Source organism: Pseudomonas sp. Eqa60 (genome assembly GCF_018326405.1).
Taxonomy (GTDB): Bacteria; Pseudomonadota; Gammaproteobacteria; order Pseudomonadales; family Pseudomonadaceae; genus Aquipseudomonas; species Aquipseudomonas protegens.
Genome location: NZ_AP024342.1, coordinates 1,880,270 through 1,897,381 on the forward strand (window position 1 = coordinate 1,880,270; position 17,112 = coordinate 1,897,381).

The window sequence follows — 17,112 nt, forward strand, 5'->3', positions numbered from 1 at the left end:
CAATTGTCATAAAACGAACGCTGTCGATGATCGGGTGTGTCTTCCGGCGCTCATGGGTGTAGCGCACGCGTGCGGGTAGCTTCCGGCTCGCCTGTTGTGGCCGGTGCCTGGAGTCAGGCGTAGCGTTGGCCAGGTGTTGAGCAGTTCTCAAGCCAATTCTTTGGCGCATCCAGGGGCGCAGTTGCGCTCGCGGGATGGATGAGCCGAGAGGGACATGCCGGGTCGGGTTCGTACAACATTAATGATTTGAGGTTCCAGGCGATCAGCCGGATGAGGGAATGGACAGATGTGGGTTCAAACAAAAGCAAACGAGGATGCAGCCCCAATGAGTGAGCGTTTCACTCTGGTGCTATTGACCCACGAGGCCAAGGCGCTGGCACAGCGAGCGCTGCGCTACTACAGCAGCTTTGCCTGTTCCATCCTGGTTCTGGATTCCTCGGAAAAGGCGGACGAGTCTCTGGCTCGCCAATTCCCGAAGGTGGATTACCGCCACGTGCCACAGTTTTCCCGGCAGGACCAGCAGGGCAAGCTGACTTACGGTGTGGGCCTGGTCGACACGCCCTACCTGGCGATTGCCAGCGACACCGACTTTTTGATCGCCGATGGGATTAGCGCCGCGCTAGCTTTCCTTGATGCCCACCCCGATTACGCGGTCTGCCATGGCTATGGCCTGATGTATTCGGCGCGGGTCCTGGAAACCAGCTATTACCTGCGCGATCGCAAGGGGCCCGAAGACTTCGCCGCCGCGAACGGGCGTGAGCGGATCATGAGTTTCATGGGGCATTACCTGAGCCCCTTCAATGCCGTGACCCGCACCGATGTGCTGCGCCAGTGGTACAGCCAGTTGCCACCTGCGGTGAGCACCGAGTGGCTGGATATCGGTTACGCCTTCTTCCTGTTGGCCACTGCCAAGGCGCGGATCCTGCCGGTTCCGTTCATTGTTCGTGAGGCCAATAGGGAGGCCCTGGAGCGCACCGCCCGCATTCAGGCGTTGCTGAGCAGCAAGGATGCCGGCTCGTTGGCCCAGCATCAGCAATTTGCCGAGTTTCTTGCGACCCTGCCGCACAACTGCGAAGGCCCGGATGCGCAGCAGATGAAGCAGCTGGCGCTGGACAGCTTTGCCGCCTTGGCCGAGTGCCTTGAAAGTGGCCGTTCGCTCAAGGGTGTGATGATCTTTCGCTCCACCTGGAGCGAGGTCGGCAAGGACCCGGTGCGTGCTTTCGGCTCGGAGCAGTTTGTCGAAATGCCGTTCTACAACCAGCCGATGTTCGATCTGTTGACGCAGATCGAGTTTCTTGTGCATGCGATGCCTGCGGGGCGCCTGCAGCTCAATGAGCTGGAAGGGGTGCTGCTCAAGCAGGAGGAATTGCTGCGGGTGCACTCGAATGACACGGCGCGAACCCTTCGCAGCCGGCTGTGGGAAGCCATGGCGCTGAACCTGTTCAACTTCACCGTGGTCAAGCGCCTTGCCGAGTCGATGCGCGATACCGACGAAGTGGAGGTGTTCCGCGAACTGCAGGAGTGGGCAGCCCGCCTCAAGGCGCTGCCGGCCACCGATAGCAGCGCGTTGTTTGCCAATACCCAGTCCGGGCAGTTGTTCAGCTGGCTGGAAGGCCGTGGCCCGAAACCGGGTCAGTTCAAGTCGATCGCCCATCTGCTGGGAAGGCGCGCCGGTGGGCCGCAGTTTCAGATTCTGCTGCTCGACCTCGACGCCGACATGATCAAGTTGCAAGCCACTTTCGATTCCCTGATGGCCAACCACTGCAAGGCATTCAAGCTGGTGGTGCTGACCACCGGCGATCTGCCGGCGATGACCACGGCACAGGACACTGTGCACTTCGTCAAGGTCAGCCAGGGCAACTATATCGAGCGCCTGAATCAGCTGGTGGCGCAGTCCACAGCGCACTGGGTACTCCTGATGGAGGCGGGTGACCAGCTCACCGCAAGCGGGCTGCTGCGGGCAAGCCTGGAGTTGCTGGGCGCCGAAGGCATCAGGGCCGTGGCGATGGATGAGGTGCAGCGGCAAGCCGATGGCACCTTGCGTCACGTGTTCCGTCCCGGAGTCAATCTGGACCTGCTGCAAAGCGCCCCCAATCTGATGGCGCGCCATTGGCTGCTGCACCGTGAAGTGCTGGTGCAGGCAGGTGGGTTCAATCGCGAGTTTGCTCGGGCCGTCGAGCTGGATCTGGTTCTGCGCCTGATCGAGGACGGTGGTCTGGCCGGCCTGGCTCATCTCGCCGAGCCGCTGCTGATCTGCCAGGCTGCGCCAGCCGGGGAAAATGCCGAGGAGCGCCAGGTACTGAGCCGTCACCTGGCCAATCGTGGGTATCGGGCTCAGGTCAGTTCTGCCCAGCCAGGGACCTACCAGATCGACTATCAACATGCCGAGCGGCCGCTGGTTTCGATCATTCTGCCGAGCCAGGACAACTTCGCCGAGCTGCAACGCTGTCTGGTGAGTGTGCTGCAACGTACCCGCTACCAGCGTTACGAGGTGCTGATTGCCGAGAACCACAGCCAGAACGCCGAACTCGATAGCTGGCTGGCCAGCCTGGAACGCCAGGGGGAGCGGATCCGGGTGTTGCGCAGCGGCCAGCGGGTGAGCACTTCGGCACTGCACAATGCAGCCTGCGCTGAAGCCAAGGGGGAGTACCTGTTGCTGCTTTCGGCCGATGCCGAAGTGGTCAATGCCAACTGGATCGACAGCCTGCTCAACCAGGTACAGCGTCCGGAGATCGGGATTGTCGGCGCGAGGCTGGTGAATGAGCGCGGCATGACCACCCAGGCGGGCCTGATCCTCGGCCTCAATGGCCAGTTGGGCGCAGCCTTCGCCGGAGAGGCCAAGGATGCTCCGGGCTACATGAACAGCCTCTGGGTGGAGAAGAACTACTCGGCGGTATCCGGCGTCTGCCTGATGATCGCCAAGGCGTTGTTCGAGGCCGTAGGTGGTTTGGACGAGGAGCATTTCGACCAGGCCTTCGCCGATGTCGACCTGTGCCTGAAGGTGGCCGATGCCGGTTATCTCACCGTCCTGACTCCGCAAGCGCAGGTCATGCATCCCGGCACCCTGGCGCAAGATCCACAGGCCTTGGCAGCCCTGAAAGACAAATGGGCGGCGCGCTTTGCGCAGGATACGGCCTACAACCAGAACCTGGCGTTGACTGGCAAGGGCTTTGCGCTGGGGGCCGCGAGCGCGGTGAACTGGAACCAGTTGCTGGGATAAGGAATCAATGATGTTCAACGGCAAATCCATTTTCATTTCCGGTGGCACCGGCTCCTTCGGGCGCAACTTCATTCGACGCCTGCTGGAGCAGTATCAGCCCAAGCGGGTCGTGGTGTTCTCTCGCGATGAGCTCAAGCAGTACGAGATGCAGCAGACCTTCAATGCGCCCTGCATGCGTTACTTCCTCGGCGATGTTCGCGATGCCGAGCGCTTGCGCCAGGCGATGCGGGGTATCGACTATGTGGTGCATGCCGCGGCGCTGAAACAGGTGCCGGCGGCCGAATACAACCCCACGGAGTGCATTCGCACCAACGTCAATGGCGCTGAAAACATCATTGCTGCGGCCATCGACAACGGGGTACAGAAGGTCGTTGCCTTGTCCACCGACAAGGCTGCGAGCCCGATCAACCTGTATGGCGCCACCAAGCTGCTGTCGGACAAGCTGTTCGTGGCGGCGAACAACATCGCGGGTGAGCAGGCCACTCGATTTGCCGTGGTGCGCTATGGCAACGTTGCAGGTTCCCGAGGTTCAGTGGTGCCGTTCTTCAGCCAGCTGATTGCCAAGGGTGCAACGGAGCTGCCCATTACCGATGAGCGCATGACCCGCTTCTGGATCACCCTGGACCACGGGGTGCAATTTGTTCTGGACAGCTTCGCGCGGATGCACGGCGGGGAGATTTTCGTGCCGAAGATTCCGTCGATCCGCATCGTCGATCTGGCCTTGGGGATGGCCGCGCACTTGCCACACAAAGAGGTGGGGATTCGTCCGGGGGAGAAGCTCCATGAGTTGATGGTGCCTCTGGATGATGCGCGCATGACCCTGGAGTTCGACGATCACTACACGATCCAGCCCTCCATCCGCTTTACCAGCGTCAACGTTGATTTTGCCGTGGACGGCAAGGGCGAGCGGGGCGTTTCTGTGGCCGAGGATTTCGAGTATCGCTCCGATACCAATCCGGAGTTTCTGTCGGTCGGGCAGATAGCCGAACTGCACACCAGGATCGCACCATGATTCCCTATGGTCGCCAAAGCCTTGACCAGGAAGATATCGACGCCGTGCTGGGGGTCTTGCACTCCGACTGGTTGACCCAGGGGCCAGCAATCGAGTCTTTCGAGCAGGCAATGGCGACCGTCTGCAAGGCGGCCTATGGCGTAGCGGTGTGCAACGCCACTGCCGCCTTGCATATTGCTTGCCTGGCGGCGGGCCTGGGGCCGGGTGATAGGTTATGGACCACTCCTAACACGTTCCTCGCGTCGGCCAACTGTGGTCGTTACTGTGGTGCGGACGTGGACTTTGTCGATATCGATCCGCGGACCTGGAACCTCGACGCCGAGGCATTGGCCCTCAAGCTGCAAGCGGCCGAGGCCAACGGGGCACTGCCCAAGGTGGTGATCGCGGTGGCGTTCTCGGGGCAGAGCTGTGATATGCGACGCCTGGCGGAACTGGCCGAGCGTTATGCCTTCACCTTGATCGAGGATGCCTCCCACGCGGTGGGCGCCAGCTATGCGGGGCGTCCGGTTGGCTGTGGAGAATTCGCGGCGATGACGGTGTTCAGCTTTCATCCGGTGAAGATCATCACCAGTGCCGAAGGTGGAATGGTCATGACCAATAGCCCGGAGCTGGCGGATCATCTGCGTCGTCTGCGTAGCCATGGCATGACCCGCGACCCGGCGCAGATGGTGGGCCAGAGCCATGGCCCATGGTATTACCAGCAGGTCGAACTGGGCTTCAACTACCGCATGACCGATCTTCAGGCGGCGCTCGGGCGTTCGCAGTTGAATAAGCTACCGGGCTTTTTACAACGCCGGCGTTATCTTGCAGAGCGTTATCAGCATCTGTTGCAGAGCCTGCCGTTGAGCCTGCCCCAGGCTCAACCTGATGCTCACTCGGCCTGGCACCTGTATGTCGTGCGCTTGCAACTCCAGCACATCAAGCATTCGCACCGTGAGGTCTTCGAGGGGCTGCGCAAGGCTGGGATCGGAGTCAACCTGCATTACATCCCAGTGCACCTGCAACCCTACTACCGGGATCTGGGTTTTGCTGAGGGTGATTTCCCCGAGGCGGAGCGTTATTACGCCCAGGCCGTCAGCTTGCCGATGTATCCCGGGCTGACGGATGACCAGCAGGACTACGTTGTACAGCAATTGCGACATTGGATTCAGGAGCTGTAGCGCCATGAGCTCGATCGCGATTATCCCCGCCCGAGGTGGAAGCAAGCGAATTGCGAGGAAGAACCTCAAGCCCTTCGATGGCGTGCCGATGCTCGCCCGTTCTATCGATAAGGCGCTGGGTTCGGGGTTGTTCCAGCGCGTGGTGGTCAGCACCGACGATCCCGAGATCGCCGAGCTGGCCATTGCCTGTGGCGCAGAGGTGCCTTTTGTCCGACCGCAGGCTCTGGCGGATGACTTCACCGGCACTGCGGCGGTGATCGTGCATGCCTTGCAAGCGTTGCGGGAGCTGGGGCAGCAATTCGAATATGCCTGTTGCATCTATGCCACCGCCCCCCTGTTGCAACTGCGTTTTTTGCGCCAGGGGCTGGCGTTGCTGGAGCAGCATCAGGACAGGTCGTTTGCCTTTTCGGTGTGCAGTTTTGGTTTTCCGGTGCAACGGGCGCTGACGCTCGACGAGCAGGGCGCTCTGGGCGCGCTGTATCCGGAGTTCAGTCAGGCCCGTTCCCAGGATTTGCCCGTGGCCTATCAGGATGCGGCGCAGTTCTACTGGGGTAGAAGCCAGGCCTGGCTGGAGGGGGAGGCGTTGTTCTCTTCTCGCAGCTTGCCGGTGATCCTGCCGCGTCACCTGGTGCAGGATATCGACACCGACGAGGATTGGCGGCGGGCGCAATACCTGTACGCCGCGCTCAAGGCCGCAGGAGAGCTGGAGTGAGGGTGCTGATCCGGGCTGACGCCTCGCCGGCGATCGGCAGCGGCCACGTGGCCCGCTGCCTGACCCTGGCTCAGGTGTTGCGCCAGCAGGGGGCCGAAGTTGCATTCGCCTGCCGTCGCCTGCCCGGCAATCGCTTGGCGGCCTTGCAAGCTGAAGGTTTTCCGACCTTTGCACTGCCTGAGTTCTATACCGATGAGAATCCTCGGTTGGGTATCGAAGCACCCTTGCCCTGGCAGGCCGATATCGCGGCACTGCAGGAAGCCCTGGTAGATCAGCCGGCCTTCGACTGGGTGCTGGTGGATCACTACGGCCTTGATCATCAGTGGCAAAGCGCCGCTCGCCGATGGGCGCCGCGGATCGCCGCGATCGATGATCTGGCCAACCGCCGGCATGCCGCAGATCTGTTGCTGGACCAGAACTTCAGTGGTTCGGCCGAGGCGTATGCCGGGTTGTACGGCACACAGTGCCGGACCTTGTTCGGGCCGCACTTTGCCTTGCTGCGTGAGGAGTTCCGGCGCCCTCCGATCCTGATTCGGCCGCAGGCCCAGCGGCTGCTGGTGAACTTTGGAGGTTTTGATGCTGCCGGCCAGACCCACAAGGCCATGCTGGCGCTGGCGGACCTGCATGAACTGCAGGTGGATTTTGTTGCTGGCAGTGGCAACCCGGATTGGCAGGCCATGCAGATGCTGGCAGCAGACCGGCCGAACTGGCACTTGCACAGTTATGTGAACGACTTCGCCGGGTTGCTGGCCGAAGCAGACCTGTGCCTGGGGGCCGGGGGCGGTACCAGTTGGGAGCGTGCGGTGCTGGGCGTGCCTACGTTGTGCATCACCGTGGCCGGCAATCAGCAGGCCAATGCCCGGCTGTTGGCTGAAGCGGGTGCCCACTTGTACCTGGGGCCTTGTGAGCAGGTGGAAGTCGGACAACTGCGCGATGCCGTGAAGCTCATGCTGGGCAACCCTGGGCTGCGCCATAGCCTGGCTGCTCGTGCCCGGAAACTGGTCGATGGCCTGGGCTCGCAGCGGGTGGCCGCGGCGCTGTTCGCGGCGGCAGTTCGTCTGCGACCGGCGACCCTTGACGATGCCCGGCTGCTATTTGACGGGCGCAATAGTGATCTGGTCAGGCGCTGGTCGCAGCAGCCCGAGGCCATCGACTGGTGGAACCATGTGCAGTGGCTGGAGGCCTGTCTGAGCGACCCACAGTGTTTGCTGCTGATCGCCGAGTTGCCAGATGGCCCTCTGGGAATGCTGCGTTATGACCGGGAGGGAGGGCAGGCCGAGGTGTCGATCTACCTGTTTGCCGGACGCTTCGGCCTAGGCTGGGGGCAGGTTCTACTGGAGCAGGGGGAGGCCTGCCTGCTGCGCCATTGGCCCGATGTGCAGCGCCTGCGGGCACAGGTCCTGTCGAATAACCAAGTGTCGCTGAGTTTGTTTCGCCGGGCTGGCTATCGCCAAGGCGCCTGCGAATTCACCCGTATGTTGAAGGAACATCTGGATGACTAGTTTCAAGATTGGCTCGCGCTTCGTGGGCGCCGGCCATGGGCCGTTGATCATTGCGGAGATGAGCGGCAACCATAACCAGTCGCTGGATGTGGCCTTGCAGATTGTCGAGGCAGCGGCCAGGGCCGGTGCCCATGCACTGAAGTTGCAGACCTATACCGCCGACACCATGACGCTGGACCTCGCTCAGGGCGAGTTCTTCATCAAGGACCCGGACAGCCTCTGGGCCGGATCATCGCTCTACCAGCTTTACCAACAGGCCCACACACCCTGGGAATGGCATCAGCCGATCTTTGCCCGGGCCAAGGCCCTGGGCATGCTGGCCTTCTCCACGCCATTCGATGAGAGCGCCGTGGATTTCCTGGAAAGCCTCGACGTTCCGGCCTACAAGATCGCCAGTTTTGAAAACACCGACCTGCCGTTGATTCGCCGGGTGGCCGCTACCGGCAAGCCGCTGATCATCTCCACTGGCATGGCCAGCATTGCCGAGCTGGACGAAAGTGTCCGGGCTGCACGACAGGCGGGTTGCCGCGATCTGGTGCTGCTCAAGTGCACCAGCACCTATCCTGCATCACCGACCAACAGCAATCTGCTGACCATTCCTCATCTGCGGGAGTTGTTCGGCTGTGAGGTGGGCTTGTCCGATCACAGCATGGGTGTCGGTGTGTCCGTGGCGGCGGTGGCGCTAGGTGCCACAGTGATCGAGAAACATTTCACCCTGGATCGAGCTGCCGGTGGGGTCGACGCCAGCTTCTCCCTGGAGCCTGCAGAGATGGCCAGCCTGGTGCTGGAAACCGAGCGGGCCTGGCAGGCCATGGGGCAGGTCAGCTATGGCGCCACCCAGGCCGAGAGCAAATCACTGGTTTACCGCCGGTCGCTGTATGTCACCCAAGACATGCAGGCCGGAGAGCTGTTCAGCGCCGACAACGTGCGGGCCATCCGTCCCGGGCTGGGGCTCGCTCCCAAGCACTATGACGCCCTGCTTGGCCGTCGCGCGCGCCAGGCCCTCAAGCGCGGCACCGCGCTGGACTGGGCATTCGTCGAGTAGCCCTTTGTATGGCAGTTTCGGCAAAATAGCGTGACCTGTGAGTCATAACGTGCATCTTCACTGTATTGTATCGCCCGGGAAGATGGCGCCAGCCCTGTGTGACAGGTCCAGTGATAGCCCTTGGTTCTTCCCGATAGCGCCGTGTTTCGGCGCAAGTATCTGTATTTTTTCGGCAGCCCCTGCTCGGTCATCGCGCGGGGGTATTGAGCTGTTTATTATTGGGAAGCCGTAATGATTGGCATAAAAAGCATTGCGAGCTACGTGCCTGTAGCCGGCGTGGACAATTACGCACAAGGTGCAAAATTCGCCAAGGATGAAGAGTTCATCCTGGGCAAGATCGGTTCGGCCTTCCTGCCGCGCAAAGACGCCGGGCAAGAAACCTCCGATCTGTGTGTCGAAGCAGTCAATGCATTGTTTGCCGCTAACCCGGAACTCAAGCGCGAAGCCATCGATGTGTTGATCGTGGTTACCCAGAACGGTGACGAAGAAGGTTTGCCTCACACCGCGGCGATCGTACAGGACAAACTGGGCCTGCCCACCACCGTCGCGGCCTTTGATATTTCCCTGGGTTGCTCCGGGTACGTCTACGGCATCTATGCCATCAAGGGGTTCATGGAAGCTGCTGGCCTGAAGAATGGCCTGCTGGTCACCGCTGACCCTTACTCGAAGATTGTCGATCCCGAAGATCGCAATACCACCATGCTGTTCGGTGACGCCGCCACGGCCACCTGGCTGGGCGAGGACGCCACCTGGCAGCTGGGCAAGGCCAAGTTCGGCACCGATGGTTCGGGGGCTCCGCACCTGAAGGTCACCGATGGTGTGTTCTTCATGAACGGCCGCCAGGTGTTCAACTTCGCTCTGCTGAAAGTGCCGGCACACCTGCACGAGTTGCTGGATGAGTCGGGGCTGAAGTCTGACGATATCGATGCCTTCTGCATTCACCAGGGCAGCGCGGCGATCGTCGATGCGGTGGCCCGGCGTTTCGAAGGCAACCCCGACAAGTTCATCAAGGACATGGTGGAGACCGGCAATACCGTGTCCTCCAGCATTCCGCTACTGCTGGAAAAGCACATGTTCGATTCCAGTTGGAAGCGCGTTGCCCTCAGTGGCTTCGGCGTTGGTCTGTCCTGGGGATCGGCCATCATCTACCGCTCCTGAGTTTCAGCTCGCAGCGGCACAGATAGCGCTCAAGGTGTAATCTTGAGCGCTATTTTTTTTGCACGAGTGATAAGCGAGGCGGCATGAGCGACAGCTTTGAACACAACGCCCGGGTGATTGGCGAGCGCTGGCCGGCGCTGCTGGCACGGGTGCAGGCTGAGGATGCTGCTGTGCTGCAGGCGGATCTGGTGGAAGGCCTTGGCTCGACCCTGAGCATTGGCGGGGTCCAGCTGACCAGTCGCCATGATCGCAGTCGCGAGGCTCAGGTCCAGGCCGCCAGCCTGCCTGAGGCGGCGGTATTGCATCTTTACGGCTGTGGCTTGGGTGACCTGCAAATGGCGTTGCTGCAGCGGCCGGGGCTGGAGCGTCTGTATGTGCACATTCTCAATGGCGCACTGTTCAAGCTGGTGCTGCAACTGCTGGAACAGCAGGCCTGGCTGGCTGATCCACGGGTCGAGTTGTTGTATGCCGGCGACCTGCCGGAGATTGCATTGCCGTTTTTCGCCCTGCCGGCCGAGCTGGTGCTGGCCGATGACTACAACGCGAAGATCCGCGATCGGTTGATCAGCGAGACTCATCTGTCCTTCAATAATCGTTTGTTTGCCGCAGATACAGCGGATATCGCCGAGCGCCTGGCTGCCATTGAGCCTTGGGTTGGGATGGATCGCGATATTGCCGAGCTGTTTGATCGCCATCCCGGGAGTGAAGTCTTTGTTATCGCTACGGGGCCGAGCCTGGAGCATCACTACGCGGCATTGCGCGCCGTGTCCGGCCAGGCGCAGCGGCCGCTGCTGATCTGTGTCGACACGGCATACCAGCCGCTGCTCAAAGAGGGCATCCGGGTGGACCTGGTGGTGAGTGTCGACCAGCGAATTTCCACCCGGCACCTGCCTGCTCAAGGCAGTGACGGCACCGCTCTGGTGTATATGCCGCTGGCGGACCCGCAGGTACTCGAGGGCTGGCTCGGGCCGCGGTATGTGGCCTATTCCGCCAGCCCGGTGTTCCAGGCATTGCGCCAGCGCATACCCCGGGCACAGCTGCATGCCGGTGGCAGCGTGATTCATCCGGCCGTGGATCTGGCGGTGAAGATGGGAGGGCGACGGATCACCCTGTTTGGTGCGGACTTCGCGTTCCCCATGAACCGTACCCATGCCGGTTGGCATGACGGCGATCTTGGCCCGCAACTCGGCGCGGCCCGACACTGGGTGCTGGATGGGCATGGGCAGCGAGTCAAGACCCAGCTTAATTTCCGCAGCTACCTGTGCGAACTGGAGCGCTATATCAGCAGTCAGCCTGAGGTGGCGTTTTTCAATACCAGCCGTGATGGCGCGATGATCCTCGGTACCACCTTTCACCCGGATTTTGCTCAATGAATCAGCTAGAGCCTGTGTTTTCCCGAGCCAGAGAAGTCGCCGATCTGTTTCGTCTGGGGCGTGATGTCGAGGCGGTGGGTGTCATGGTTGAGCTGTTCGATCCCATCCAGTCGTTGGTGGATGGAGCTGCGCTGCCTGTCCAGCAGGATTGGGCGAAATTGCTGACCCTGATGCTGGCATGCCAGGAAGGGCAGGACTGGTTGGGATTGGCCGACTATCTGGAGTACGAGCTGCTGGACTGGTTGCAGGCCGAGTTTGGTGGATGAGCGGTGCGGCAGGCTGGGCGAGTGTTTTTGGTGGGTATTTTCTGGCGTCAGTTTTTCGTTCGGTGTCGGCTTAACCCCTTGTTTTCCAAGGGATGGCCGGGTGATGGCAAATATTTTTGAAAAAGCCCTAAAGCAACTTGCATTACCGACGATAACTATTACGAAGGTTCTCTAGGCCATTACCCGGCGGTTGCCAGGGCCGGAAGCCGCAGTACCCAACCAACGAGGAATTCGTCATGGCTTTAACAGTAAACACTAACGTCACGTCGTTGAACGTTCAGAAAAACCTGAACCGCGCTTCCGACGCTCTGTCGACTTCGATGACTCGCCTGTCTTCCGGCCTGAAGATCAACAGCGCAAAAGACGACGCCGCCGGCCTGCAGATCGCTACCCGCATGACTTCGCAGATCCGTGGTCAGACCATGGCGATCAAAAACGCCAACGACGGTATCTCCATCGCCCAGACCGCTGAAGGCGCGATGCAAGAATCCACCAACATCCTGCAGCGTATGCGTGAACTGGCTGTTCAGTCGCGAAACGACTCCAACGGTACCCAAGACCGCGTTGCTCTGAACAAAGAATTTGCTCAGATGTCGGACGAGCTGACTCGTATCGCCAAGTCGACCAACCTGAACGGCAAGAACCTGATCGACGGTTCCGCTGGCACCATGACCTTCCAGGTTGGTTCCAACACCGGTTCCACCAACCAGATCACCATCACCCTGGACAGCGGCTTCGACGCTGCCACCCTGGGCGTTGACTCCGGCACCATCAACATCACCGGTAACGACAGCACCACTGCCGAGACCAACACCAAGGCCGCGATGGACGCTATCGACAAGGCTCTGGCTACCATCAACTCCAGCCGTGCGGACCTCGGTGCTGCCCAGAACCGTCTGACCAGCACCATCTCCAACCTGCAGAACATCAACGAAAACGCCAGTGCTGCACTGGGTCGCGTACAAGATACCGACTTCGCTGCTGAAACTGCCCAGCTGACCAAGCAGCAGACTCTGCAACAAGCTTCGACCGCAGTTCTGGCCCAGGCCAACCAACTGCCATCCGCTGTACTGAAGCTGCTTCAGTAATAGCTGGCTAAGCTTTGGCGGGGGAGTGCGCTGGTCGTGCTCTCTCGCTTTTTTACTTTAAGAGGTGATGGACATGGATATGAGCGTGAAGCTGAACTTGTCTTATCCAGCGGCCAAGCCGGTGACGCCTGTCGCTGACAAGCCCGTGGAGAAGCCTCGAGAGGTCGTTCCTGCAGTTGCCAAAACCGCAGCTCAGGACAGTAAGAAAGAAGCTCGGACCGAGCAGGAAAAGTTGAAAATGGCCGTTCAGGAAATTGAAAAGTTCGTCCAGTCGGTCAAGCGCAATCTAGAATTCTCGATCGACGAGCCTTCCGGAAAGGTCGTGGTCAAAGTCATTGCCAGTGATTCGGGTGAAGTGGTTCGCCAGATCCCCAATGAAGAAGTGCTGAAACTGGCCAATAGCTTGAATGATGCGAGTAGTCTGTTGTTCAGTGCCAAGGCCTGACAGCTGGCATGAAAATTGTTGCTGGTTACGTTTGAGCGCTGTTGTGGTCAAAAGACTGGCGGCACACTGAAGGGAGAGACACATGGCAAGTCCAATTCTACCGGGTACCGGCTTGGGTTCCGGCCTCGACACCGGTGCTATCGTCAAGGCGTTGGTAGCTGCTGACAAGGCGGCCAAGCAAGGTCAGATCGATCGCGCGACCACCACCAATAGCGCCAGCATTTCTGGTATCGGGACATTGCAGTCGTTGTTGTCGACCTTCCAGAGCACGCTGTCGGTTGCTGGGCTGGGAAGCTCTGTGAATCCCGCCTTTGCCGGTTTCGCTGCGACCTCCAGCGACAGCAAGACCGTAGACGCCACTGCAGACAACTATGCGGTTGCCGGCAAATACTCGGTTACCGTCAAAAATCTTGCAACTTCGTCAAAAGTGGCCAGTGCGGCTTTTAGCGGAGGAAATACCAGTGCCATTCCGAGTGGTACGTTAAACATCACTCAAAATGGCATTAACTACCCGTTGACCGTCGGCGCCAATGCGACGCTGCAATCGGTGCGTGACTCGATCAACGCCGATTCGAAGATGAACATGGCCGGGCTCAGCGCGAACATCGTGACCGACTCGTTCGGATCGCGACTGGTGATCGGCTCCGAAAAGACCGGTGCGGGCACCGACATTTCTGTCAGCGGTATTGCCGGTTTGGAGATCGATGGCACTCAGCCGATGTCGAGTGATACCAATCCGGCTTCCGCCGCCTCATCCGGCAATATCGGTGGGCTGGCCAAGGACGCGGTTTTCAGCGTCGACGGCATGCAACTGACCAGCAAGACCAATACAGTCACGCAGGCCATTTCCGGTCTTAAGCTCAATCTGGTTGCGCCAACCACCACGCCGATCACCGTGACAGTTGCCACAAACACTGAGGGTCTTAAGACCTCGATCCAGAAGTTTGTCGACGCCTATAACGCCGTGGCCAACGGCATTACTACGCTGACCAAGCCTTCCCTGGATGACAGTGGCAACCCGACCATCCCGGCACAGCTCACTGGTGACTCGCTGCCTCGTTCGATTCTGGCGGCTATTCGTGCACCACTGTCCGAAACGGGCGCCGGCGACAAGTTGACTGTGCTGGCGCAGTTGGGGATCACCACCAACCAGAAGACCGGTGCACTGGATTTCGACGACAAGAAATTCACGGCTGCCATGACCGACAAGAAGCTCGGTGGTGAAGTGCAGAAGCTGTTTACCGGTGATGGTACCAACCCGGGTCTGCTGGAACGCATGACTAACGCGATCAAGCCGTTTACCCAGGGTGTGGGTAGCATGACCGAAGGGATCCTGACCACTCGTACCAAGACCCTGGATATCACCAAGAAAAAGCTCAGTGATCAACAGGATGCGCTGGATCGGCGGGTGGCTACCCTGACAGCGGTACTGACCAAGAAGTACAACGACATGGACACCCTGGTGGGCAAGCTGAAGGCAACTGCCAGCAATATCACGTCGATGTTTGAAGCCTTGACCGCACAGCAAAAAGGCTGATATTCACTCAGCGCCAAAAGCCCGGCAGTGTTTTTCAGCGCTCCGGGCTTTTGTATTTGGCCTAAAGTTTTTTGACGTTGCGTCGATATATTGCTTATACGAACCCTTGAGTTTTGAAGAGGTATTACATGAATCCGATGTTAGCCCTTCGGCAGTACCAGAAGATCGGTGCGCAGGCGCAGACCTCCGAAGCCAGTCCCCACCGTCTGGTGCAGATGCTGATGGAAGGCGGCCTGGATCGTATCGCTCAGGCCAAGGGGGCGATCGAGCGCAAGGATATCGCCAACAAAGGCATATTCATCAGCAAGGCCATCGGCATCATTGGTGGTCTGCGTGAAGGTCTGGACCTGGAAAACTCCCTGGATACCCTGGGGGATCTGGACAGTCTGTATACCTACATGATGAAGCGCCTGGCTGAAGCCAATATCAAGACCGATCCGAAGATTCTCGATGAGGTCGCCGGTCTGCTGCGTACGGTCAAGGATGGCTGGGATGCCATTGCCGCACCGGGTCCGCAGTTTTAAGGAGGAACACCATGAGTGCTGTCCTGCAACGCATTGAAGAAACCCGTGAGGCGCTGGTCGGCGCCCTGGCCGAACGCAACTGGCAAGCCATTGGCGAGCTGGACCTGGCGTGCCGTTCATGCATGGAGGACGTGCTCAGCGAGGCTGAGGTCGACGAGGCGGCACTGCGCGACAATCTGGAAGAGTTGTTGGGGGTCTACCGGCAACTGCTTGAGGTGGCAACAGGGGAGCGCCAGGCGATAGTCGACGAGATGTCGCAGATCCAGCAAGCACAGAACGCGGCAAAGGTTTACCATTTGTTCGGTTGATGTTGAGTTAATCCCGAACACTGCGCGCCATAAATTTGACTGTGCACGCTTTTTTGACTTAACTAGTGGCTGTTTTCAGATTTCAGGCGTCTATAAGGCAGAAAATGCCTACAAGCGCGTCTAGCTTGCCCCTTATCTGGGCATTGAGTTGACTAGGGAAGTTGCTATTGCATGTGGCGTGAAACCAAAATTCTGCTGATCGATGACGATAGCGTGCGCCGCCGCGACCTGGCGGTGATTTTAAATTTTCTCGGCGAAGAAAATTTACCCTGCGGTAGCCATGACTGGCAGCAGGCTGTCGGCTCTTTGTCGTCAAGTCGCGAAGTAATTTGCGTCCTCATCGGGACCGTAAATGCTCCTGGTGCACTTCTGGGCCTGTTAAAGACACTCTCAACCTGGGATGAGTTCCTTCCGGTGCTGTTGATGGGCGAAAATTCTTCCATTGATCTGCCTGAAGACCAGCGTCGTCGTGTGCTTTCCACCCTGGAAATGCCTCCCAGCTACAGCAAATTGCTGGACTCCCTGCACCGGGCCCAGGTCTATCGTGAAATGTACGATCAGGCCCGTGAGCGCGGTCGTCACCGTGAACCCAATCTTTTCCGCAGCCTGGTAGGCACCAGTCGCGCCATCCAGCATGTGCGGCAGATGATGCAGCAGGTGGCGGATACCGACGCCAGCGTGCTGATCCTTGGCGAGTCGGGAACAGGCAAGGAAGTGGTAGCGCGCAACCTGCACTATCACTCCAAGCGGCGCGACGCGCCTTTCGTGCCGGTTAATTGCGGCGCCATTCCGGCAGAGCTGCTGGAAAGTGAGCTGTTTGGCCATGAAAAGGGTGCGTTCACCGGTGCTATCACCAGTCGTGCCGGGCGTTTCGAGCTGGCTAATGGCGGCACCCTGTTCCTCGACGAAATTGGCGATATGCCACTGCCGATGCAGGTCAAGTTGTTGCGGGTGCTGCAGGAGCGCACGTTCGAGCGCGTGGGCAGCAACAAGACCCAGGGTGTTGATGTGCGAATCATCGCTGCCACCCATAAGAACCTGGAAAGCATGATCGAGGTAGGCAGTTTCAGGGAGGATCTGTACTACCGCCTCAACGTGTTCCCCATTGAAATGGCGCCGCTGCGTGAGCGAGTGGAAGACATTCCGCTGCTGATGAATGAGCTGATTTCGCGAATGGAGCACGAGAAGCGCGGTTCTATACGCTTCAACTCTGCCGCCATCATGTCGCTGTGCCGGCATGGCTGGCCGGGTAACGTTCGTGAGCTGGCCAACCTGGTGGAGCGCATGGCGATCATGCATCCCTATGGTGTGATTGGCGTCGTCGAGTTGCCGAAGAAGTTCCGCTATGTGGATGACGAAGACGAGCAGTTGGTGGACAGCCTGCGCAGCGATCTGGAAGAGCGCGTAGCGATCAACGGTCACGCGCCAGACTTCGCCGCCACGGCCATGCTGCCGCCGGAAGGCCTGGACCTGAAGGACTACCTGGGCAGCCTGGAGCAAGGGCTGATCCAGCAGGCGCTGGACGACGCCAATGGCATCGTGGCGCGGGCCGCAGAGCGTTTGCGCATCCGTCGCACCACCCTGGTGGAGAAGATGCGCAAGTACGGTATGAGTCGTCGTGAAGGTGATGAACAGGCGGATGATTGACGCCGATTTTTCAAGTCTTTGAAAACTGGGTGGTTTTTTTTAGGCACGGGTATTGCTAAGTCTCTTGCAACGTTCCGTTTAACTGACGGTCAGCCACGCGAGAGTGCACGATGCC

General features: G+C 59.6%; 15 protein-coding genes. All 15 read left to right on the top strand.

Annotation, left to right across the window (positions count from 1 at the left end):
- Positions 1-286 precede the first annotated feature (286 nt).
- The 15 genes from KI242_RS08470 to KI242_RS08540 all read left to right on the top strand — a co-directional run bounded on the left by KI242_RS08470 (position 287) and on the right by KI242_RS08540 (position 16,997).
- Positions 287-3,220, top strand: a complete 2,934-nt coding sequence (locus KI242_RS08470; protein ID WP_053156928.1) for a TIGR00180 family glycosyltransferase — start codon at positions 287-289, stop codon at positions 3,218-3,220.
- A gap of 10 nt (positions 3,221-3,230) precedes the next feature.
- Positions 3,231-4,232: a UDP-N-acetylglucosamine 4,6-dehydratase (inverting) gene (gene pseB, locus KI242_RS08475; protein WP_212806053.1), complete on the top strand. Its 1,002-nt coding sequence runs from the start codon at positions 3,231-3,233 to the stop codon at positions 4,230-4,232.
- Positions 4,229-5,392 carry a UDP-4-amino-4,6-dideoxy-N-acetyl-beta-L-altrosamine transaminase gene (gene pseC, locus KI242_RS08480; RefSeq protein ID WP_053149722.1) on the top strand — a complete coding sequence of 388 codons (1,164 nt, stop codon included), beginning with the start codon at positions 4,229-4,231 and terminating at the stop codon, positions 5,390-5,392. Before pseB ends, pseC begins: the two co-directional genes overlap by 4 nt.
- A gap of 4 nt (positions 5,393-5,396) precedes the next feature.
- Complete coding sequence (pseF, locus tag KI242_RS08485) at positions 5,397-6,104, top strand: pseudaminic acid cytidylyltransferase (protein ID WP_077933583.1); 708 nt, start codon at positions 5,397-5,399, stop codon at positions 6,102-6,104.
- Entirely contained in the window at positions 6,101-7,606 is a 1,506-nt protein-coding gene (gene pseG, locus KI242_RS08490; protein WP_019095433.1) for a UDP-2,4-diacetamido-2,4,6-trideoxy-beta-L-altropyranose hydrolase, read from the top strand. The genes pseF and pseG overlap by 4 nt, the downstream gene beginning before the upstream one ends.
- Complete coding sequence (gene pseI, locus KI242_RS08495) at positions 7,599-8,651, top strand: pseudaminic acid synthase (protein WP_053156932.1); 1,053 nt, start codon at positions 7,599-7,601, stop codon at positions 8,649-8,651. Before pseG ends, pseI begins: the two co-directional genes overlap by 8 nt.
- Positions 8,652-8,882: 231 nt before the next feature.
- The gene (locus tag KI242_RS08500; RefSeq protein WP_011059962.1) at positions 8,883-9,809 is read left to right on the top strand and encodes a ketoacyl-ACP synthase III; all 927 of its coding nucleotides are present in this window, start codon (positions 8,883-8,885) and stop codon (positions 9,807-9,809) included.
- An 83-nt stretch (positions 9,810-9,892) separates the two neighbouring features.
- Positions 9,893-11,182, top strand: a complete 1,290-nt coding sequence (locus KI242_RS08505) for a 6-hydroxymethylpterin diphosphokinase MptE-like protein (protein ID WP_053156935.1) — start codon at positions 9,893-9,895, stop codon at positions 11,180-11,182.
- The gene (locus KI242_RS08510) at positions 11,179-11,448 is read left to right on the top strand and encodes a hypothetical protein (protein ID WP_123473781.1); all 270 of its coding nucleotides are present in this window, start codon (positions 11,179-11,181) and stop codon (positions 11,446-11,448) included. The genes KI242_RS08505 and KI242_RS08510 overlap by 4 nt, the downstream gene beginning before the upstream one ends.
- A 236-nt stretch (positions 11,449-11,684) precedes the next feature.
- Positions 11,685-12,536: a flagellin domain-containing protein gene (locus tag KI242_RS08515; RefSeq protein WP_011059965.1), complete on the top strand. Its 852-nt coding sequence runs from the start codon at positions 11,685-11,687 to the stop codon at positions 12,534-12,536.
- 73 nt (positions 12,537-12,609) lie between these two features.
- Entirely contained in the window at positions 12,610-12,981 is a 372-nt protein-coding gene (locus KI242_RS08520; protein ID WP_015634628.1) for a flagellar protein FlaG, read from the top strand.
- 82 nt (positions 12,982-13,063) lie between these two features.
- A complete protein-coding gene (gene fliD, locus KI242_RS08525) occupies positions 13,064-14,518 on the top strand; it encodes a flagellar filament capping protein FliD (RefSeq protein ID WP_011059967.1) in 1,455 nt (484 codons plus the stop codon).
- Between the two features lie 128 nt (positions 14,519-14,646).
- The gene (gene fliS / locus KI242_RS08530) at positions 14,647-15,042 is read left to right on the top strand and encodes a flagellar export chaperone FliS (RefSeq protein WP_015634629.1); all 396 of its coding nucleotides are present in this window, start codon (positions 14,647-14,649) and stop codon (positions 15,040-15,042) included.
- Positions 15,043-15,053: 11 nt separating this feature from the next.
- On the top strand, positions 15,054-15,350 hold the full coding sequence (locus tag KI242_RS08535; protein WP_011059969.1) for a hypothetical protein: 297 nt from the start codon (positions 15,054-15,056) through the stop codon (positions 15,348-15,350).
- A gap of 171 nt (positions 15,351-15,521) precedes the next feature.
- Positions 15,522-16,997 (top strand): sigma-54 dependent transcriptional regulator, encoded by a 1,476-nt coding sequence (locus tag KI242_RS08540; RefSeq protein WP_011059970.1) that lies wholly within the window; start codon positions 15,522-15,524, stop codon positions 16,995-16,997.
- The last annotated feature ends 115 nt before the right edge of the window (positions 16,998-17,112 follow it).